At 60.5% G+C, this 19,931-nt stretch carries 16 protein-coding genes; 11 read left to right on the top strand and 5 right to left on the bottom strand.

Annotation, left to right across the window (positions count from 1 at the left end):
- Positions 1-28 precede the first annotated feature (28 nt).
- Positions 29-1,687 (bottom strand): phosphoethanolamine transferase, encoded by a 1,659-nt coding sequence (locus ACIOWA_RS19120; RefSeq protein ID WP_401161359.1) that lies wholly within the window; start codon positions 1,685-1,687, stop codon positions 29-31.
- Positions 1,688-1,853: 166 nt separating this feature from the next.
- Between ACIOWA_RS19120 and lexA the strand changes: the two genes are divergently transcribed.
- The 4 genes from lexA to ACIOWA_RS19100 are packed head-to-tail and all read left to right on the top strand — an operon-like array spanning position 1,854 to position 7,585.
- Positions 1,854-2,471 (top strand): transcriptional repressor LexA, encoded by a 618-nt coding sequence (gene lexA, locus ACIOWA_RS19115; RefSeq protein ID WP_339432904.1) that lies wholly within the window; start codon positions 1,854-1,856, stop codon positions 2,469-2,471.
- A complete protein-coding gene (imuA, locus tag ACIOWA_RS19110; RefSeq protein ID WP_221732761.1) occupies positions 2,471-3,088 on the top strand; it encodes a translesion DNA synthesis-associated protein ImuA in 618 nt (205 codons plus the stop codon). The genes lexA and imuA overlap by 1 nt, the downstream gene beginning before the upstream one ends.
- 7 nt (positions 3,089-3,095) lie before the next feature.
- Positions 3,096-4,511: a Y-family DNA polymerase gene (locus tag ACIOWA_RS19105; RefSeq protein ID WP_401161357.1), complete on the top strand. Its 1,416-nt coding sequence runs from the start codon at positions 3,096-3,098 to the stop codon at positions 4,509-4,511.
- The gene (locus tag ACIOWA_RS19100; RefSeq protein WP_401161355.1) at positions 4,487-7,585 is read left to right on the top strand and encodes an error-prone DNA polymerase; all 3,099 of its coding nucleotides are present in this window, start codon (positions 4,487-4,489) and stop codon (positions 7,583-7,585) included. The genes ACIOWA_RS19105 and ACIOWA_RS19100 overlap by 25 nt, the downstream gene beginning before the upstream one ends.
- 124 nt (positions 7,586-7,709) lie before the next feature.
- Here the strand turns inward: ACIOWA_RS19100 and ACIOWA_RS19095 are convergent, their stop codons facing one another.
- Positions 7,710-8,189 carry a hypothetical protein gene (locus tag ACIOWA_RS19095; RefSeq protein ID WP_401161353.1) on the bottom strand — a complete coding sequence of 160 codons (480 nt, stop codon included), beginning with the start codon at positions 8,187-8,189 and terminating at the stop codon, positions 7,710-7,712.
- A gap of 272 nt (positions 8,190-8,461) precedes the next feature.
- On the opposite strand from ACIOWA_RS19095, the gene ACIOWA_RS19090 reads away from it, so the two are divergent.
- The 7 genes from ACIOWA_RS19090 (at position 8,462) to ACIOWA_RS19060 (ending at position 16,490) form a co-directional block, all read left to right on the top strand.
- Positions 8,462-9,148 carry a CsgG/HfaB family protein gene (locus tag ACIOWA_RS19090; protein WP_221732772.1) on the top strand — a complete coding sequence of 229 codons (687 nt, stop codon included), beginning with the start codon at positions 8,462-8,464 and terminating at the stop codon, positions 9,146-9,148.
- A 29-nt stretch (positions 9,149-9,177) separates the two neighbouring features.
- Positions 9,178-9,546: a DUF4810 domain-containing protein gene (locus ACIOWA_RS19085; protein ID WP_339432907.1), complete on the top strand. Its 369-nt coding sequence runs from the start codon at positions 9,178-9,180 to the stop codon at positions 9,544-9,546.
- A complete protein-coding gene (locus tag ACIOWA_RS19080) occupies positions 9,543-10,202 on the top strand; it encodes a DUF799 domain-containing protein (RefSeq protein WP_339432908.1) in 660 nt (219 codons plus the stop codon). The genes ACIOWA_RS19085 and ACIOWA_RS19080 overlap by 4 nt, the downstream gene beginning before the upstream one ends.
- A 213-nt stretch (positions 10,203-10,415) precedes the next feature.
- The gene (locus tag ACIOWA_RS19075; RefSeq protein ID WP_221732756.1) at positions 10,416-11,105 is read left to right on the top strand and encodes a GntR family transcriptional regulator; all 690 of its coding nucleotides are present in this window, start codon (positions 10,416-10,418) and stop codon (positions 11,103-11,105) included.
- A 134-nt stretch (positions 11,106-11,239) separates the two neighbouring features.
- A complete protein-coding gene (locus ACIOWA_RS19070) occupies positions 11,240-13,351 on the top strand; it encodes an ATP-binding protein (protein ID WP_401161350.1) in 2,112 nt (703 codons plus the stop codon).
- A 30-nt stretch (positions 13,352-13,381) separates the two neighbouring features.
- Positions 13,382-16,015, top strand: coding sequence for an excinuclease ABC subunit A (locus tag ACIOWA_RS19065; RefSeq protein ID WP_401161348.1), 2,634 nt, complete (start codon positions 13,382-13,384; stop codon positions 16,013-16,015).
- A gap of 232 nt (positions 16,016-16,247) precedes the next feature.
- Complete coding sequence (locus ACIOWA_RS19060; protein WP_221732752.1) at positions 16,248-16,490, top strand: DUF465 domain-containing protein; 243 nt, start codon at positions 16,248-16,250, stop codon at positions 16,488-16,490.
- Between the two features lie 211 nt (positions 16,491-16,701).
- Here the strand turns inward: ACIOWA_RS19060 and ACIOWA_RS19055 are convergent, their stop codons facing one another.
- From ACIOWA_RS19055 to ACIOWA_RS19045, 3 genes are all read right to left on the bottom strand, one after another.
- The gene (locus ACIOWA_RS19055) at positions 16,702-17,778 is read right to left on the bottom strand and encodes an SMP-30/gluconolactonase/LRE family protein (protein ID WP_401161346.1); all 1,077 of its coding nucleotides are present in this window, start codon (positions 17,776-17,778) and stop codon (positions 16,702-16,704) included.
- Positions 17,775-18,920 (bottom strand): sterol desaturase family protein, encoded by a 1,146-nt coding sequence (locus tag ACIOWA_RS19050; protein WP_401161344.1) that lies wholly within the window; start codon positions 18,918-18,920, stop codon positions 17,775-17,777. The genes ACIOWA_RS19055 and ACIOWA_RS19050 overlap by 4 nt, the downstream gene beginning before the upstream one ends.
- Positions 18,921-19,030: 110 nt before the next feature.
- Entirely contained in the window at positions 19,031-19,894 is an 864-nt protein-coding gene (locus ACIOWA_RS19045) for a LysR family transcriptional regulator (RefSeq protein WP_401161342.1), read from the bottom strand.
- Positions 19,895-19,931 lie beyond the last annotated feature (37 nt).

The following is a 19,931-nucleotide window of genomic DNA, read 5'->3' as shown; positions in this document are numbered from 1 at the left end:
GCTCCCACAAGGGGGGTGTGGGGGCGGGTTATTGTGCGGCGGTCATGGACGGGCGGCAGCCGTGGAAAATATCCAGCCCCGGCTGATACAGCGAGGTCTTCACCCCGAACAACCCCAGCACCGAATGAAACAGGTTGTCATGGCTCAGATCCGCCTGGCCGGTCTTGCCTTGCAGGCAGCCCCGGTCGATGCCTTCGCTGGCCAAGGTGTTGTTGCCAAACCACATCACCATCGGCACATGGGTCTGTGCCTCGGGTGCCAGTGCATAAGGCGCTGCATGCAGATACAACCCGTTTTCCCCCAACGATTCCCCGTGATCAGAGACGTAAACCATCGATGTATCCAGTGCATCCTGATTGCGCTTGAGCAACTCGATCACCTTGGCCAGGAAATGGTCGGTGTAGAGGATGGTGTTGTCGTAGACGTTCACCAGCTCATCACGGCTGCAACTGCCCAATTGGTTGGTGTGGCAGATTGGTTTGAAACGCTCCATGTCCTTCGGATAGCGCTCGTAGTATTCCGGGCCATGGCTGCCATCGGCATGCAGAACAATGATCGCGTGGCCCTTGAGGCTGTCGATGTAGCTTTGCAGATCGGCCAGCAAGGCTTCGTCGAGGCAGTTGTTGCCGTCACAGAACGGTCCCGGCTGGTTCTTCGAAATATCGCGATGCGGTACGCGCAGGCAGGTGCCTTTGCAGTCGCTGTTGTTGTCCAGCCACAGCACTTGCACGCCGGCGCGCTGGAGGATGTCCAGCAGGCCTTCGTAGGTTTTGCCTTTCTTGTCGCTGTAATCCTCGCGGGGGAACATCGAGAACATGCACGGCACCGACACCGCTGTCGACGTGCCGCAGGAATGCACCTGGGTGAAGTTGAGGATGTCCAGTTTGCTCAGCTCTGGATTGGTCTCACGCTCATAACCGTTCAACGAAAAGTGATCGGCGCGGGCGGTTTCACCGACCACGAACACCATCAGCGATTTCTTCTCGCGGCTGGCAGCCTTGGCGCTCATCACTGCGTCTTCGCCGACAGCCTGCACCACGAAGTGCTTTTTGATGCCCAGGCGTTGCTTGGTGTATTTGCTGATCGCGTAGATGTAGTTGGTCGGGTTGATGAAGTGGGTGAGTTTGTCTTCTTCGCGAAAGATCGGCGCGTAGGTCGAATAGAACGTGCCCACCGAGGCTGCGATCACCAGCACGCAGGCGATGATCACCAGAATCTTGTTCAGCAGGCCGCGAAAGAACGGTCGATAGCTCACCGGCCAACGCCAGATCAGCGCCGCCGGCAGTACGCCGAGCACTAGCACATAGGCCATCAGCTTGCCGCTCAACAGCGCGGTGGCTTCACCGGGGTTGGTTTCGAACACGTTCTGGATCATCACCGTGTCGATGGTGATCCCGTATTCGTTCATGAAATACGCGGCGCAAGCCGAGAGCAGGGCGACCACGGTCAGCACCGGTTTCAGCGTCCAGCGGAACGACACCAGGGTCAGCAGCAGAGTGATTGCGGCCCATAAAAACAGCCCGAAAGAGGCGAAAAATGCCAGTTTGTACGCGCCTTGCAGGGTGATCAGTGTGCCCAGCGCCTTCCAGGTCGCCAGGTTGTACAACGCCACCAGCGCCAGGGAAAACAGCAACACCAGTCGCGTAGAAGTGATGGACGGTGAACGCAGTCCGTTGCCCAAAGCCATGTCAAACCTTCCTCTACATGAATAGAAAACACACGCAGTAACGTGTGTAACTGTAGAAGAACATTAGTAAAAAAATCGTAAACATCCTGTCACATGTTTCACATTTTTCTGTCGCGACACCCACCTGACTGATGGTGCTTGTCAGGAAAATCCTACAGGAGTACAAATGTACTCCATGACCAATCTGACTCCCCGCCGCACCGCCATCCTGACCTTTATCCGCGAACGCATCGCCGAACACGGTCAGCCCCCAAGCCTCGCTGAAATCAGCGAGGCTTTTGGTTTTGCCTCCCGTAGCGTGGCGCGCAAGCATGTGCTGGCGCTCACCGAAGCCGGGTTTATCGAGGTCAACCCGCATCAGGCCCGGGGCATTCGCTTGCTCGGGCAACCGGCGCGCCCGGAGTGGCTCGATATCCCGGTGCTTGGTCGTGTGGCCGCCGGTGCGCCGATTGGCGCCGATGCCGAGATTCATAGCCGCTTGATGCTCGACCCGGCGCTGTTCTCTCGCACACCGGATTACATGCTGCGGGTGCAGGGCGACTCAATGATCGAAGACGGCATTCTCGATGGTGATCTGGTCGGCGTGCGACGCCATCCCGAGGCGCTGAATGGCCAGATCGTCGTGGCGCGCCTCGACGGTGAAGTCACCATCAAACGCTTCGAACGTGTCGGCGATGGGGTGCGGTTGTTGCCGCGCAACCCGGCGTACCGGCCGATTGTCGTGGGCGATGATCAGGATCTGGCCATCGAAGGGGTGTTCTGCGGTCTGGTGAGGCAAGGCTGATGGGCGCCGTCATTGCGCTGGATACGCTGTTCAATGGCGGCCAGGTCTGGAAGGGCCGGCCTGCGCCACCGGCCGCCAGTCCGCAACCCACCGGGCATGCGGCACTGGATGCGGCGCTGCCCAGCGGTGGCTGGCCGGAAGCCGCGTTGAGCGAAATCCTGTTGGCCGGCCCCGGTGTCGGCGAACTGCAACTGGTCTGGCCGACATTGGCGCGGTTATCGGCGGCAGGTGAACGCATCGTGCTGGTTGCACCGCCCTTCGTGCCGTACCCCCAGGCGTGGGAAAACGCCGGGGTCGATCTTCGCCAGTTGTCGGTCATTCAGGCCAGTGAGCGCGATGCCTTGTGGGCGGCGGAGCAATGCCTGCGTTCAGGCAGTTGTGGTGCGGTGCTGTGCTGGCCGCACAAGGCGGATGACCGCGCGTTGCGGCGTTTGCAGGTAGCGGCGGAAACGGGCCAGACCCTGGCATTTGCGTGGCGGCCGTTGAGCGAAGCGATCAACCCTTCGCCCGCTGCCTTACGGATTGCCATCGACGCCAAACCCGCGCAATTACGTATCCTCAAGTGCCGTGGCGGACTGGCGCGCCCGGCACCGATTGCTTTTGCCGTGGGGCACTGAGGTCGTCATGCGCTGGGTGTGTATTGTGTTTGCGCAATTGGCGTTGGACGCGGTGCTGCGTCAGCGTCCCGATCCCGATGAGCCATTGGTGCTGCTCAGCGGTCCGGCCCAGCGCCGGGTGCTGCAAGCGGTCAACCCGGCGGCGCGCCAACTCGGGCTGCGGCCCGGTCAGTCAATGACCGCCGCGCAAGCCTTGAGCAAGGGCTTTGCCACGGCGGATTATGATGTTGCCGACGTCGAGCACTGGCAGCAGTTTCTGGCCGCATGGGCCTACCGTTTCAGTGCGCAAGTCAGCGTGCATTACCCGCGTACTGTGGTGTTCGAGATCGAGTCGAGCCTGGGCCTGTTCGGGTCCTGGGCGCAGTTCGAGGCGCGGTTGCGCAAGGAACTGACGGACCTGGGTTTTCGTCACCGTATCGTCGCCGCGCCAAACCCGGTGGCGGCGCGGGTGTTGGCCAATGCTTATGACGGCCTGGTGGTACCGGACGACGAAGCCTTGCAGCATCACCTTGGGCAATTGCCCGTCGATCGCATTGGCTTGGAGCCGGCTGTAGCCACGGCGTTGTCGCGTATGGGCCTGCGCAACCTCAGTCAGGTGCAAAGCTTGCCGCGTCAGGCGCTGGCCCGGCGTTTCGAGGCACAAATGCTCAAGCACCTCGACACCTTGTCCGGCGCACGTCCACTCGCGCTGGCGTTCTACCTGCCACCGGACCGTTTCGATGTACGTATTGAACTCAATTTCGACGTGCAATCCCATCAGGCGCTGCTGTTCCCGTTACGACGTCTGACCGCTGACCTGTCGGCATTCCTTTGTGGACGCGACAGCGGCGTGCAACGGTTCGATTTGCATCTTGAACACGCCGGGTTGCCGGACACAGTGATCAAAGTCGGCTTGCTCAGCGCCGAGCGCGATCCGGCGATGCTCTTCGAACTGGCCCGTGGGCGACTGGAACAAGTGCAGGTCGAAGCGCCGGTACGCGGTTTCCGTTTGCGCGCCGAAGATCTGCCGAGTTTTGTGCCGCAATGTCAGGAACTGTTCGACGACCGCCCACAGCAGACCTTGCCCTGGGAGCAATTGCGCGAACGTCTGCGCGCACGACTGGGCGATGATGCGGTGCAAGGGCTGCGCTTTCAGGCCGATCACCGGCCCGAATGTGCCTGGCAGAACGGCGTCGACAAACAACGCTGTGCAGGTTTGCCCAGTGTCTATCGTCCGGGCTGGTTGCTGGGCGAACCGCAGAGCGTGCCGCAAGGTTCGGCGCGGATTCTCATGGGCCCGGAGCGTATCGAGTCAGGCTGGTGGGACGGTGACGATGTGCGCCGCGACTATTACCTGATCCAGAACCGCGCCGGTCAGCAAGGCTGGGCTTATCGAACCGTGGGCGAGGGTGGGCCGTTGTGGCTGCAAGGCTGGTTTGCATGAGCGATGGTTATGCCGAATTGCACTGCCTGTCGAACTTCAGTTTCCAGCGTGGTGCGTCCAGTGCGCTGGAACTGTTCCAGCGGGCGAAACAACACGGCTATCAGGCACTGGCGATCACCGACGAATGCACGCTGGCCGCAATAGTGCGTGCCTGGCAAGCGGCGAAATCCGTTGAACTGCCGCTGATCATCGGCAGTGAAGTGCGCATCGACAACGGCCCGAAACTGGTCCTGCTGGTGGAGAACCTCGAGGGTTATCAGGCGTTGTGCGGTTTGATCACCCGTGCCCGGCGGCGCACGCAGAAAGGCCAGTACCAGGTGCTGCGCGAGGATTTCAGCCAAGCGCTGCCCGGGTTGCTGGTGTTGTGGGTGCCGGACTCGGTGGATGACAGGGAAGAGGGTCGCTGGTTGAAGCAAACCTTCGGCGAGCGGCTGTGGCTGGCGGTGCAGTTGCACCGCGGGCAGGACGATCAGCGGCGGCTGGCGGCGTTGTCGAGTCTGGCCGCTGAGCTGGGAATCATGCCGGTGGCCAGCGGCGATGTACACATGCACGCCCGTGGCCGGCGCGCCTTGCAGGACACCATGACCGCGATCCGTCATCACGTTCCGGTGGCTGAGGCCGGTTTACGCCTGCACCCCAATGGCGAGCGGCATTTGCGCAGCGTCGAGGTGCTGCGCGAGGTCTACCCGCCGGCCTTGCTGCAGGCCTCGGTGAGCCTGGCCCGACGCTGCACTTTCGACCTGGGCCAGTTGCGTTATCAATACCCCAAGGAACTGGTGCCTGAGGGGTATAGCGCCAGTACCTGGTTGCGTCACCTGACCGAAGAGGGCATCGCCTGGCGCTGGCCGAAAGGGCCACAGCCCAAAGTGCTCAAGCAGATCGACGATGAGCTGGAACTGATCGCCGAACTCGGCTACGAAAGCTACTTCCTCACTGTGCACGACGTGGTGCGCTTCGCCCGCGAGCAAAAGATTCTTTGTCAGGGCCGTGGTTCGGCGGCCAATTCGGCGGTGTGCTTTGCCCTGGGCATTACGGAAATCGACCCGGATCGCACCACGCTGCTGTTCGAACGCTTCATGTCCAGGGAGCGCAACGAGCCGCCGGACATCGACGTCGACTTCGAGCACGAACGCCGTGAAGAAGTCCTGCAATACGTGTTCCGCCGCTACGGCCGACATCGTGCGGCACTGACGGCGGTGGTCAGCACCTATCACGCCGCCGGCGCGGTGCGCGATGTGGCCAAGGCCTTGGGCCTGCCGCCGGATCAGATAAACGCACTGGCCGATTGCTGCGGCCACTGGAGCGATGAAACGCCGCCGCTGGCGCGTTTGCTCGAAGGCGGGTTCGACCCTGACAGCCCGGTGTTGCGCCGGGTGCTGAGCCTGACCGGGCAACTGATCGGTTTCCCCCGGCATCTGTCGCAGCACCCCGGCGGTTTCGTGATTTCCGAACAGCCCCTGGACAGTCTGGTGCCGGTGGAGAACGCGGCGATGGCCGACCGTACGATCATTCAGTGGGACAAGGACGATCTCGACGCGGTCGGGCTGCTCAAGGTCGATATCCTCGCCCTCGGTATGCTCAGTGCGATCCGCCGCTGTTTCGATTTGCTGCGCCGACATCGCCATCTGGATCTGAGCCTGGCGACGATTCCGCCCGAGGACAAACCCACCTACGACATGATCAGCCGCGCCGACACCATCGGCGTGTTCCAGATCGAGTCCCGGGCGCAGATGTCGATGCTGCCACGCCTGAAACCGGCGAAGTTCTACGATCTGGTGATTGAAGTGGCTATCGTCCGGCCGGGGCCGATTCAGGGTGGAATGGTGCATCCGTACCTGCGCCGCCGAAACAAGGAAGAGGAGGAGACCTACCCGTCGCCGGAACTGGAAGTGGTGCTCAAACGCACCCTTGGCGTACCGCTGTTTCAGGAGCAGGTGATGCAGATCGCCATTGTCGCCGCCGATTACAGCCCCGGTGAAGCCGATCAGTTGCGCCGCTCCATGGCCGCGTGGAAGCGTCATGGTGGGCTGGAGCCACACAAGGAAAGACTTGCCGCCGGCATGAAGAAAAACGGTTACACGCCGGAATTCGCCGCGCAGATTTTCGAGCAGATCAAAGGTTTCGGCAGTTACGGCTTTCCTGAGTCCCACGCTGCCAGTTTCGCCTTGTTGACGTATGCCAGTTGCTGGCTCAAGTGCCACGAACCGGCGGCGTTCGCTTGTGCGCTGATCAACAGTTGGCCGATGGGCTTCTACAGCCCGGACCAGATTCTCCAGGACGCCCGTCGGCATCAGTTGCAGATCCGTGCGGTGGATGTGCGTGCCAGTGACTGGGATTGCAGCCTGGAACCCATCACTGGCGCACAACCGGCGATTCGCATGGGCCTGCGCATGATCAAGGGGTTTCGCGAGGACGATGCCCGGCGCATCGAAGCCGCAAGAGTGCGTGGGGCGTTCGCCGATGTTGCCGATCTGGGGGAACGGGCCGGGCTCGACAGTCGAGCGCAAGCCTTGCTGGCCGATTCCGGAGCGTTGCGCGGCTTGGCCGGTCATCGGCATCGGGCGCGCTGGGAAGTGGCCGGGATGCAGAAGCAACTCGGGCTGTTCGCCGGGCTACCGAGTCAGGAAGAGCCCGACGTGGTGCTGCCAAAACCCAGCGTCGGCGAGGATCTGCACGCCGATTACACGACCGTTGGCACCACATTGGGGCCGCATCCGCTGGCGTTGTTACGAGGCGAGCTGAAGGCGCGGCGTTGCCGCAGTTCGCAGGAGTTGCTCGACGTCGAACACGGTCGGCCGGTCAGCGTTGCCGGGCTGGTGACCGGGCGCCAACGGCCAGGCACCGCCAGCGGCGTGACGTTTGTGACCCTGGAAGACGAGTTCGGCAACGTCAACGTGGTGGTTTGGCGCGATCTGGCCGAGCGTCAACGCCAGGTACTGGTCGGCTCGCAATTGCTCAAGGTTGATGGCCGCTGGGAGCGCGAGGGCGAAGTGCGCCACCTGATCGCCGGCCGCCTGAGCGACCTGAGCCCGTTGCTCAACGGCATCCGCGTGCAGAGCCGCGACTTTCATTGATCAACTTTATCCCTGCCGGAACACCAAACCCTGTACAAGCAGCCGCAGGCTGCGATCTTTTGATCTAAAAAACGATCAAAAGATCTCAGCCTTCGGCAGCTCCACACAAAGCGGCAACCCTTTTTTAGAGCGTGAAGTTATCCCGACCCTGGATCGAGAAACTGCCCGATTTGATGATTGCGCTGGCAGACCCCGGCCCTTTGGACTCAAAGGTAAAACTGCCTTCGTAGAGTTCCTGATCGTGATCAAAAGACAGAGCGACTGATCCGTCGTCCGCGTTATACGTATGGAACAAGGTGTCGTCTCCTTCGGCCCTCATTGTCCACCACGTTGCAGAAAAGTTACCGTCCTTGATGGCGTGGGTCCCACTGACGATGTCGGAATTGAAGACCATTTCTATGCCTCTGATAACCCTGTTTCCCTGATCATCCTCGATCGTCTGAACGGCGCTGAGTGTCAGGCGCAGTTTTTTATCCGTGGTGTAGTAGTCGTAGGCGAAATTGAAGCCATCGGCATTGAACGTCGGCTCACCCTGAACATCGGCAGATACGGTGCCGGAGGAAGGATTGGTTTTTGTTTGGGGCAGAAGGTGTTCCGTCAACATGTGAAGCTCCTGGGCAGCGAGTGCCATCAATATGAAGAGTGTTCAACGACAACCTCAACCTATGCCTGTAATAGCCCCTCGTAAACTGTCATTCCTGACAGTTGACAACCCCCTAAGACTCTGAGGGAGTTGAAATCGGAAAGCCAATTCATTGGCGTCAAAAAAATCTGTCATCAATGATGGCACTTTGTCATAATGCGGCCCCTTTTCCGCGCCCCATCACGTTACCGTGCCGGGACACACCGTTTTTCAAGAAGGAATATTCAGTGAGAATGATCTCCCGGATGCTGGTCTCAGGCGTTGCAATCGCCGTGCTTGGCACCATCGCCGGCACGCTGGCCGGTTGCGCCACCGAAAGCTCCCGCGCGCTGCCGGTGGCCAAGGTAGAAAGCGCCACTCAAGTCTGGACTGGCGTTCGCGTGCCGATGGCGGTGGGCAAGTTTGATAATCGCTCCAGCTACATGCGCGGGATCTTCTCCGACGGTGTCGACCGTCTCGGCGGTCAGGCCAAGACCATCCTGATCACGCATTTGCAGCAGACCAACCGTTTCTCCGTGCTCGATCGCGACAACATGGGCGAAATCCAGCAGGAAGCCGCGATCAAGGGCCAGGCTCAGCGTCTCAAAGGCGCCGATTATGTGGTCACCGGTGACGTCACCGAATTCGGTCGCAAAGAGATTGGCGACCACCAGTTGTTCGGCATTCTTGGTCGTGGCAAGACCCAGATCGCTTACGCCAAGGTCAACCTCAATATCGTCAACATCAGCACCTCCGAAGTGGTCTATTCGACCCAGGGCGCCGGCGAGTACGCCTTGTCCAACCGCGAAATCATCGGTTTCGGCGGCACCGCTGCTTATGACTCCACCCTCAACGGCAAAGTCCTGGATCTGGCCATGCGCGAGGCGATCAATCGTCTGGTTGATGGCATGAACGCCGGTGCCTGGAAACCGGGCAACTGATTGACGCCCACTGCAAGGAGCAACATCCAATGAATTTGACTTTGTCGCGGTCGCTGATGGCCCTGACGCTGGCCGCCAGCGCTCTGCTGGCCGGTTGCAGCAGCCCGCAAACCCTGTACCAGTGGGAAGGCTACGAACCCCAGGTCTACGAGTACTTCAAGAGCGAAACACCGAAAGAAGCCCAGGCAGAAGCACTGGAAGCCGATTTGCAGAAGATCCGTTCCACGGGTAAGGCCGTGCCACCGGGATACCACGCGCACCTCGGTCTGCTGTACCTGAGCATGGGCAAAGACGATCAGATGGTGCAGCAGTTCCGTACCGAAAAGACCCTGTTCCCAGAGTCCGGCACGTACATGGATTTCCTGCTTAAAAACGCCAAGACCGGAGATGCGAAATGATCCCGCGTGCGGTGAAGCTGCTGGTGGGCGTGCTGGCGCTGAGCATGCTTGGTGGCTGTGTAAAACCCAAGACCGTGGATTATTCGGCGTACAAACAAGCGCGCCCGAAGAGCATTCTGGTGCTGCCGCCGCTGAACACCTCGCCGGACGTCAAGGCGTCGTACAGCCTGTTGTCGCAAGTGACGTTCCCGCTGGCGGAAGCCGGTTACTACGTACTGCCGATCGCGCTGGTTGATGAGACGTTCCGTCAGAACGGCCTGACCACGCCAGACGATATCCATCAGGCACCGCCCAACAAGCTCAAGGAAATCTTTGGTGCGGATGCGGCGCTGTACATCACCGTGACCGAGTACGGTACGCGTTACATGGTGATCAGCAGCGAAACCGCAGTCACTGCGACGGCGAAACTGGTCGACTTGAAATCCGGCATCACACTGTGGACCGGCTCCGCTCGGGCGTCGAGCGAAGAGGGCAACAATAACGGCGGCGGTGGCCTGATCGGCATGCTGATCACGGCGGCAGTGAAGCAGATCATCAACAGCTCGACCGATGCCGGTTACCCGATTGCCGGTGTGGCGAGCAATCGTCTGTTGTCAGCCGGGCACCCGGCAGGCCTGCTGTACGGCCCACGTTCGCCGAAATACGGCACGGATTAACCGCGAACGTCAAAAGATCGCAGCTTGCGGCAACGCCTTGGGATGACTTTTCCAAGCCACTGCCGCAGGCTGCGATTTTTTTTGCCCGGACATTTCTCGAGCCACCCCGGTCACGACTTGCCATCAAGAGCCTGCATCTTGGGGCCGAAGGCGATATTCTGCGCCACGGTTCATGCGCCACGGCAGCGTTGCCAGCAATGAAGGAGCTTTGGAGTGACCGAAAAGAAACTGGAAACCACGGTCGACCGCGTCTACCAAGGGGTTTACGAGGCGATCTGCAAGCGCTCACTGCGTCCGGGAATGAAACTGGGCGAGGCCTCGCTCGCGCAATTATTTAATGTCAGCCGCACCTCAGTGCGGGCCGCGCTCAAGCAATTGGAAGCCGAGGGCCTGGTGACCACCGAACCCAACAAAGGGGCATCGGTGTCGTTGCCCAGCAATGAAGAAATTCGCTCGCTGTTCGAAACCCGCCGTCTGATCGAGATCGGTATTGTCACCGAGCTGTGTCGACGCAAGGACGCTGCGGCGATGCAGGTGCTGCGCGATCACCTGTTGCTGGAAGATCAAGCCCATGAAGCCGGCGACCACGAGCGGTTGATTCATCTGCTTGGTGAGTTCCACCTCAAGCTTGCACGCAGCCTGAATAACCCGGTACTGCTCGACTGGTTTCAGAAGCTGATTTCCCGTGCCTCCCTGTACATCGCCGCATTGGACGACGACAGCCACGAAGCCTGCCGCGACAACGAACACCTGCGCCTGATCGAGTACATCGAGGCCGGCGATCAGAGCGCCGCGATCGAGTTGACGTGCGTGCACCTGAACGGTATCGAGAAAGCGATTCTCGACGTTGCCGCCAAGATGAAAACGGGCTATCACCCGCTGAAACATCTGATCGGGGTTTGAACCTGAGCAGGCTATGAAACCGGCTATACCTCTTATGAAACCAATACGACCTGCGATGCTCGAAACACAAGGACGCCGCGTCGTTTGGGCGTAGTGATTGATCGGGCAACCACCACAGGACACCGAGTCAGGCGATGCAGTTTTTATCCGATAGCCACGGTTGTGAAGGTTGGAAAGGCGAAATGGCCGGACGCATTTGCGCGTTCGACTGGCGTCAAACCGAACTGGGGCCGCTGGAGACATGGCCCGCCAGCCTGTGCAGCACCGTGCAAATGATGCTGGCGTCGCCGTTGCCGTTGGTCATGCTCTGGGGCCGTGCTGGCTACATGATCTACAACGACGCCTATTCGAAGTTTGCCGGTGGCCGCCATCCATTTTTGTTGGGCTCACCGGTGGAGCTGGGCTGGCCGGAAGTCGCCGAGTTCAACCGCCATGTCGTCGATACCTGTCTGGCCGGTGGCACCTTGTCGTTTCGCAATAAGGACATGGTGCTGCTGCGTGATGGCATTCCCGAAGAAGTCTGCCTGGATTTGTATTACAGCCCTGTCGCCAACGATGAAGGGGTGCCGTCCGGGGTCATGGCGATAGTGGTTGATACCACGGAGTTCATGCGTTCCGAGCGTTTGCGCCAGGCCGCTGAATACGCTTACCGCGCTGATAATGAGCGCGTGCGTCTGGCGCTCAATGCCGGTGCCTTGCTCGGCTCGTTTGTCTGGGATGTGCGCAATGATGTGTTATCGGCGGATGAGCGTTTCGCTCGGACGTTCTCGTACCCGGCGGATCAGGATCTGACCGATGTGCCTCAGGCGCTCACCAATGCCAGGATTCACCCTGATGACCTGGCCTGGGTGCAGGAGCGGGTCAATCAGGTATTGCAGACCGGTGAGCCGTACAACGCCGAATACCGGGTTTTGCGTCCGGACGGCAGTTATATGTGGGTACTGGCCAGTGGAGCCTGCGAATTCAACGAGCAGGGTGAGCCGTTTCGCTTCCCTGGCGTGTTGATCGATATTCATGAACGCAAGATTGCCGAGGAATCCCTGCTCAAATTCACCCGCAACCTCGAGCAGCGTGTCGCCGATGAAGTCGGTGCGCGACTGGCCGCCGAGGAGCAGTTGCGCCAGTCACAGAAACTGGAATCCATCGGCGGGCTGACCGGCGGCGTCGCTCACGACTTCAATAACCTGTTGCAGGTGATCGCCGGCAATCTGCATTTGCTGGCTCGCCATGAGCCCAATAACGCCAACGTGCAGCGTCGGGTCAGCGCTTCGTTGGCGGCGGTCGAGCGCGGGGCCAAATTGTCTTCGCAATTGCTCGCGTTTGCCCGGCGTCAGCCGTTGTCACCGGCGGTGTGCAACCTGCAGCAGATTTTCGAAGGTGTCGGTGAATTACTCCAGCGGGCGCTGGGCGAAACCATTCAGATTGATGTGCAACTGCCGCAAGCACCGTGGCACATCAATGTCGACCGCAATCAATTGGAAAACGCCATTCTCAATCTGGCCATCAACGCACGGGATGCGATGAAGGGTGAGGGCACCATTGTGCTCAGTGCGTCCAACGTTGCTCTCGATGGCGAGTTCTGTGTCGGTAAGGGCATCACCCCCGGTGACTTTGTCCGGGTCGCGGTCAGCGACACGGGGCCCGGCATCCCGCCACAGATGCTGGAGCAAGTGTTCGAGCCGTTTTTTACCACCAAGGCTGACGGTCAGGGCACGGGGCTGGGCCTGAGCATGGTTTTCGGTTTCGTCAAACAGAGTGGCGGGCATGTCGAGATCGACAGTACGCCAGGTGAGGGGACATGCGTGCAGTTGTACTTTGCGCGCAGCCTGCGACCGATCCGCGAAGAAGCGCCGAACATCGAAAGTCAGCTGAGGGGTGGTCACGAGACGATTCTGGTGGTCGAGGATAACGAGGCTGTGCGCGCTTCGGCGGTCGAGTTGCTGCGCGAGGAAGGTTATCGCGTGCTGACCGCCGGCAATGGCGACGTGGCGATGCAGATGTTGCTCGAAGGCTGCGACGTGGACTTGATTTTCACCGACGTGGTCATGCCGGGGCTGATCAAAAGCTCCGATCTGTTTGCCTGGTCCAAGGTGCAGACGCCACCGGTCGCGGTGTTGTTCGCCTCGGGGCATACCCGCGACATCATTTCGCGCAATCACCAATTGAGCCCCGACACGCATTTGCTCAGCAAGCCTTACAGCCCGGACGCATTGTTGCAGATGATTCGTGACGTGCTCAGTGGCTGAGCTTGAACATTCCATTACCAAGGCAGGCTGATGACTTCCAAGCGTACCTCCAAGGCAACGACTGGCATGGTTCGGGTGCGCGGTGCCCGTGAACACAATCTGAAGAACGTTGACGTCGACATTCCCCGCGATGCCTTGGTGGTGTTCACCGGAGTATCGGGGTCGGGCAAGTCATCGCTGGCGTTCTCGACGTTGTATGCCGAAGCCCAGCGGCGTTATTTCGAATCAGTGGCGCCGTATGCGCGGCGCCTGATCGATCAGGTCGGCGTGCCGGATGTCGACTCCATCGAAGGCCTGCCACCTGCCGTGGCGCTGCAACAACAACGCGGTACACCGAGCACGCGTTCATCGGTGGGCAGCGTCACCACGTTGTCGAGCCTGATCCGTATGCTGTATTCGCGTGCCGGCAGTTATCCGCCGGGGCAGGCGATGTTGTATGCCGAGGATTTTTCGCCCAATACGCCACAGGGCGCGTGCCCCGAGTGCCATGGGCTCGGCCGGGTGTATGAAGTCACCGAAGCCTTGATGGTGCCTGATCCTGGCCTGACCATTCGCCAGCGCGCGGTGGCTTCCTGGCCCTTGGCGTGGCAAGGCCAGAACCTGCGCGACATTCTCGTGACCCTGGGCATCGACGTCGATATCCCGTGGCGCAAACTGCCGAAAAAGCAGCGCGACTGGATTCTGTTTACCGAACAGACCCCAACCGTTCCGGTGTACGCCGGGCTGACCCCGGAAGAAACCCGCGTCGCCCTCAAGCACAAGAAAGAGCCGAGTTACCAAGGCACGTTCACCGGCGCCCGGCGCTACATTCTGCACACCTTTACCCACTCGCAAAGTGCGCTGATGAAGAAGCGTGTTTCGCAGTTCATGCTCGGCAGTCCTTGCTCTCTGTGTGAGGGCAAACGCCTCAAGCGCGAGGCGTTGTCGGTGACGTTCGCCGGGTATGACATCGGCGAGTTGTCGCAGATGCCGTTGTTGAAGGTGGCCGAGGTGCTGAAACCGGTGGCGGCAGCCAGCTATCTGGATCGCGCTGAAGAGCGCGGCGAAACCCTGAGCCATGCGCAGACTCGCGAGGCCCGTCAGCAGCGTGTAGCCCACGGCGCCAGCGGACACACTGGCGCGCCGGATGTGCGGCACACCCCGAACCTGTCCCTGGAAAAACGCCTGGCAGCGCAGCGTATTGCCGAGGACTTGCTCGAGCGGGTCAGTACCCTGACCGATTTGGGCCTCGGTTATCTGGCGCTGGAGCGCAGCACGCCGACCTTGTCGTCCGGGGAGTTGCAGCGCCTGAGACTGGCCACGCAACTGGGCTCGCAATTGTTCGGCGTGATTTACGTGCTCGACGAACCGTCCGCCGGTTTGCACCCGGCGGACGGCGAGGCCTTGTTCGAAGCCTTGCAGCGCTTGAAAGCCGAGGGCAACACGCTGTTTGTGGTCGAGCATGATCTGGAAACCATGCGCCGAGCCGACTGGTTGATTGACGTCGGGCCGGCGGCGGGAGAGCAGGGTGGTCAAGTGTTGTACAGCGGCCCGCCGGCGGGGTTGGCCGCCATTGAGCATTCGCAGACGCGCGCCTATCTGTTTGCCCAAGCGCAAGGGCAGACGCGGACGGCGCGCAAGCCGACAGCGTGGCTGAAACTCGACGGTATCACCCGCAACAACCTGACCAATCTCAGCGCCGAATTTCCCTTGGGTTGCTTCACTTCGGTGACGGGCGTGTCCGGTTCCGGAAAATCGAGTCTGGTCAGTCAGGCGTTGCTGGAACTGGTCGGCGCGCAACTGGGGCGGCCGACGGTTGATCACGAGTCGGAAGCACTCACCCTCGAAGACGACGCACCGCAGGTCAGCGGCGGACACGTCAGCGCCGGACTGGATTCGATCAAGCGACTGGTGCAAGTCGATCAGAAACCCATCGGTCGCACGCCACGCTCCAATCTGGCGACCTACACCGGGTTATTCGACAACGTGCGCAAGCTGTTCGCCGCGACACCCCAGGCGCGGGCGGCGGGTTATGACGCCGGGCAGTTTTCCTTCAACGTCGCCAAGGGTCGTTGCGCGACGTGCGAGGGGGAAGGCTTTGTCAGTGTCGAATTGCTGTTCATGCCCAGCGTGTATGCACCGTGCCCGACCTGTCATGGCGCACGGTACAACCCGCAGACGCTGGCGATAATGTGGCAAGGCTTGAGCATCGCTCAGGTGTTGCAACTGACTGTCGACGAGGCGGTGAGCGTGTTTATCGAGCAACCGGGCATTCGGCGTTCACTGGAGGTGCTGCGCGACATCGGCCTGGGTTATTTGCGCCTGGGGCAGCCAGCCACGGAACTGTCCGGCGGTGAGGCGCAGCGGATCAAACTGGCCACCGAGTTGCAGCGTAACCAGCGTGGCGCCACCTTGTATGTGCTGGATGAACCGACCACCGGATTGCACCCGCGCGATGTCGATCGGTTGCTGGAGCAGTTGGATGCGCTGGTGACGGCGGGGCACACGGTGATCGTGGTCGAACATGAAATGCGCGTGGTCGCGCAGAGCGACTGGGTGATCGACATCGGCCCGGGGGCGGGGGATCTGGGCGGCAAGATTGTTGCGGCGGGTACGCCGCAAAAAGTCGCGGCGAGCAAGAAGAGCCGGACTGCACCATTCCTTGCCCGCGCCATGAGTCGTTAAATGTGTCGTCTCCAATGGCCTCATCGCTTCAGGCCACCGGCCACAGTTTTTTGAGCGACAGGCGATTGAGGGCGCGCAACGAGCAAAGGCTTTATCGCAATAGCGACAGGGCGACGAACGGGCGCCGCTGGTCTGACAGGTGGTCGACAGAAGCGTTCAACCAAGGCCATTCTGATAACGGGTCAGCGCAATCGGTCGCGCTGGCCTCCCGATCAACTGATGGAGGTGTTCCATGCCGGTTCCCCATGACCTGTTTCAGGACTTGAGTTGCACGAAGGAAGAGATCCAGCAAAAACGCACCCAGGATCCACGACTGGATTCACTGATCAACAAGTATTCCCAGGCTGATGCCGATGTGGTCAAGGCCGAAACGGCCACCTCGGATGCCCCCAGCGACGATGAACTGAAAAAACTCAAAGAGAAGCGCCTGAAGGTCAAGGACGAGATCGTCAGCCATTTGCAGCCCCCGTCCTGATCCGCCGACCTACGGTTGTAGATTGACTGGAACGACAACCACGCCCGGCACCTCGAATGTTCAGAGTCCGAATTCATCGACTCCTTGCGAGGTGCCCCATGACCGATCCCACAGGTTTATGGTTATCGAATGATTTTCGATGTTTCACAAACCGCGTGGGAGCAGGCTTGCCAGCGATAGCGTCAGTCAGTCCAGTGCCTTTAATGCGGGCTCATTTGAGCGCATCTGCCAAGGGCAAACGCGCCATATGCGAAGCCTTCAACGACCCGAAATACAACCACTGCCCATACTCGCGCGCCGTCGTTATCGGTGAGTAATTACCGCTGCTGGCATCCTGCAGATTGGCAATCACCTTGCCGTCCAGATCCAGCCCCAGCACAAACCCGCGCTTTTCCACCGGTTTGGGCAACACGGTCAGCGCTCGCACGATCATCTTGCGTACGAGCGGATACCCGGCAGTGCCATCGAGCAAGGGATTGCGCGGTGCGTACAGCGCCACCCAAAACCGGTCGCTGCCGTTGAAGGCGAGGTTGTCCGGCAGCCCCGGCAAATTGTCGATGAACAGGTCATGGGTGCCGGCCTTGGGCCCGGTCAGCCAGTAGCGGCTGATGCGGTAAGCGCCGGTTTCGTTGACCAATACATAGGCGTCATCCGGGCCGAGGGTCACGCCGTTGGCGAACTCCAGTTTGTCCAGCAGTACGCTGGTTTTGCCGGTCTGAAAGTCATAGCGCAACAGACGTCCGTCACCGCCATGCTCGATAATCGCCTCGCCGTCATGGCCATAACCCCAACGGCTGGAGGCATCACTGAAGTAGGCGTAATGCCCGGATTGGTCGATGGCCACATCGTCGGTGAAACCGAACGCCAGGCCATTGGCGGCTGTCGCCAGGGCAATCAAGCGCCCTTGTGCATCGAGCGAGAGCAAACCTTTGACGCCGTCGGCAATCACCAGCAAACCGTTGGGATGTCGGGCCAGACCCAAGGGACGTCCGCCGGTATCTGCGAGCACTTGGCGTTCCTGACCGTCGAGACTGCTGCGGATCAGCCGACCGTCATGCAATCCAGTGATCAAAAAGTCACCTTCCAGCAGCAGCGCCTCTGGCCCTTCGATGTCACTCGGGCCAACCTGTGCAACGCCTTTGAGTTTTTGGTTTTCGGCGTAGATTCCGTTGGTCAGCGATGGCGCGGCCTGTGGTTTCCAGGCAACCGGCTCAACCCGGGTGGGCATCAGCAACAAAAACGCGAAAACGAGAATGATCAGCAGCATCAACCCATGTCCCAACTTCATGCGCTTGCCCTCGCCGATGCAATGTATTGCGTGGCCATGTCGCGTAACGCGAGCATCGACGCAGCCGACTCGCGACCAATACGGCGTTTGAGCAGCAACTGATTGGCGATGCGCATGCCCAGCCCCTCGAAGCGATACTCCAGGGTGCGCACAAACTGTGTGCCGCTGCCTTCGGTCGAGCATTCGTAAGTGAGCAACAATGACAACCCGTGATCACCGTGCGCCTGCGCACACCAGCGCCGACCGGGCAGATACTCCGTGACTTCCCAGCTCAAGTGACCTGGCCGCCCACCCGCATGAATATCCTCCTCGAAGTGCGAACCCGCATGCAGGGGGCCCTGTGGGCCGTTGATTTTCAGCGAAGACGGGTGCCACTCTGGCCAGCGGCTGACGCTGGCAGCGTAGGCGAGCACGGCAATCGGTTCACCGGCGATATCGATCGGGTGTTGCAGGCGCGTCATGGGCATTCTCGAATGGCTCATAGGGGCGGTTTCCGGCTCCCAGTAAAGGGTGCCGAACAAGTAGTCCATCAAGGGCAAGACAATGTTGAAGTTGCATTCCTGCATGCGCTCGCGGCGGTGATGCAATTCGTGCAGGCGACGCATCTGGCGGATCCACGGCAGCCGGGTCAACGGATTGTCCGGCGGCAGATGCTCGCAGGCGTGAAACACCTCGTAGGCAAGATAACCGAACACCATGCAGCCGCCGAACAGCCCGGCAACGTTGACATTGGCCTGCACGAGCAGCCACCACCCCGGCAGGGTGATGAACAGCGTGTGAATGACGATCAGCCAGGCCGGGAACAGAATCACCCGCCAGTCGCGGGCACTGTCGTAGGTCATGTGGCCGGGGGTGAAGAAACTGTGATGATCGCCCGCATGTCGGGCGTAGAACATTTTCGCGAAGGCTTTTTTATGGTGGCCGAGATGGCGATGCACGCTGTACACGCCGAAATTGAAGAACAGCAGGGTCAGCGGCACGGTCAGCCATTGCAGCGGTTGCACCTGCTGCACATTGCTCCAGAACATGCCGATGGCCAGTACGCCGAACAGCAGCACGAAGGCGCCATGCAACCACGGGTTGTAAAGCGGATGGATCGCCGCACGGTAGCGACTGCGAAATGCCTCGGTGGTCTGCCTCACTGCGTCACCTGCGGGGATCGTTGTCATACCCGGCAGATTAGCCGATCCGCTCGTTTATGCAGGCCAGACCTTGGGGCACATGCGCCATGATCGGCTGTAAAGCGGCCGCCTCAGCTCAGTGGGTTCCAGCGTTGCGACCAGTCGTCATCGTTGCGAATCACTTCGCGCAGCAGATTGAAGGCTTGTTGCAGCGTCGTCGAGTCGCGATCGCGCGAGTACACCAGATAGGTCGGGTAACCGAATTCAGGGGCTTTGGTCACCGGCTCCAGGGCGCCGCTCTCCAGGTAGGTGCGCACGACGCGAGTGCGGAAGTAGCCGCTGCCACCGTGTTCGAGGATGTATTGCAGGGCCAGAGGGCCGAGGTTGAAACTCAGCGCGGCTTTGGCTTTTTCCGGCAGAGCGGCATCGTGCTGGCGGCGAAAATCCGGGCCCCAGTCGATGTAGACGTAGGGATCCGGGCGATCAGGCGCGCGCACCAGGATCAGCTTTTCTTCCAGCACCTGCTCGACCTGCAACCCCGGCCAGTATTCGGGCTGATAGACCAGCGCCGCGTCGAGCACACCGAGTTCAAGTTGGCGCAGCAGGTTTTCGCCGTCGCGGATTTCCATGCGCAACGCATGCCCGGGAATTTTCTCGCGCAGTTCGGCAGCCCAACTGAGCATCAACGGATTGCACAGGCTGACTTCTCCGCCGATGTGCAGCACGTTGTGATAACCCTCGGGCAGCGGCAAGTCGCGGCGCGCGGCCTCCCAGGTCTGCACCAGTTGATTGGCGTAGACCACAAAGGCCTCGCCGTTGGGCGTCAGTTTCGCCCCGGCCCGATTACGCACGAACAGGGTGCTGCCCAACTGGCTTTCGAGTTTCTGCACCCTGGCGGTGATTGCCGTTTGTGTGACGAACAGCTTCTGCGCCGCCGCGGCGAGGCTGCCGTGGCGGACGATTTCCAGAAAGGTGCGGGCGAGGTCGATGTCCATGGGCGGGCCAGTTTTTGAGGTGGGCGCATTGTATGTG

Source organism: Pseudomonas sp. NPDC087614 (assembly GCF_044743485.1).
GTDB classification, from domain to species: domain Bacteria; phylum Pseudomonadota; class Gammaproteobacteria; order Pseudomonadales; family Pseudomonadaceae; genus Aquipseudomonas; species Aquipseudomonas baetica_A.
Note: the sequence above shows the minus strand (reverse complement) of the source record. Positions and strands in the feature narration are given on the sequence as shown.

Bases quoted from the DNA above. Each gene is read 5' to 3' on its own strand.
- ACIOWA_RS19120 (WP_401161359.1), bottom strand. From the start codon at position 1,687: ATGGCTTTGGGCAACGGACTGCGTTCACCGTCCATCACTTCTACGCGA.
- lexA (WP_339432904.1), top strand. From the start codon at position 1,854: ATGTACTCCATGACCAATCTGACTCCCCGCCGCACCGCCATCCTGACC.
- imuA (WP_221732761.1), top strand. From the start codon at position 2,471: ATGGGCGCCGTCATTGCGCTGGATACGCTGTTCAATGGCGGCCAGGTC.
- ACIOWA_RS19105 (WP_401161357.1), top strand. From the start codon at position 3,096: ATGCGCTGGGTGTGTATTGTGTTTGCGCAATTGGCGTTGGACGCGGTG.
- ACIOWA_RS19095 (WP_401161353.1), bottom strand. From the start codon at position 8,189: ATGTTGACGGAACACCTTCTGCCCCAAACAAAAACCAATCCTTCCTCC.
- ACIOWA_RS19090 (WP_221732772.1), top strand. From the start codon at position 8,462: ATGATCTCCCGGATGCTGGTCTCAGGCGTTGCAATCGCCGTGCTTGGC.
- ACIOWA_RS19085 (WP_339432907.1), top strand. From the start codon at position 9,178: ATGAATTTGACTTTGTCGCGGTCGCTGATGGCCCTGACGCTGGCCGCC.
- ACIOWA_RS19080 (WP_339432908.1), top strand. From the start codon at position 9,543: ATGATCCCGCGTGCGGTGAAGCTGCTGGTGGGCGTGCTGGCGCTGAGC.
- ACIOWA_RS19070 (WP_401161350.1), top strand. From the start codon at position 11,240: ATGCAGTTTTTATCCGATAGCCACGGTTGTGAAGGTTGGAAAGGCGAA.
- ACIOWA_RS19065 (WP_401161348.1), top strand. From the start codon at position 13,382: ATGACTTCCAAGCGTACCTCCAAGGCAACGACTGGCATGGTTCGGGTG.
- ACIOWA_RS19060 (WP_221732752.1), top strand. From the start codon at position 16,248: ATGCCGGTTCCCCATGACCTGTTTCAGGACTTGAGTTGCACGAAGGAA.
- ACIOWA_RS19055 (WP_401161346.1), bottom strand. From the start codon at position 17,778: ATGAAGTTGGGACATGGGTTGATGCTGCTGATCATTCTCGTTTTCGCG.
- ACIOWA_RS19045 (WP_401161342.1), bottom strand. From the start codon at position 19,894: ATGGACATCGACCTCGCCCGCACCTTTCTGGAAATCGTCCGCCACGGC.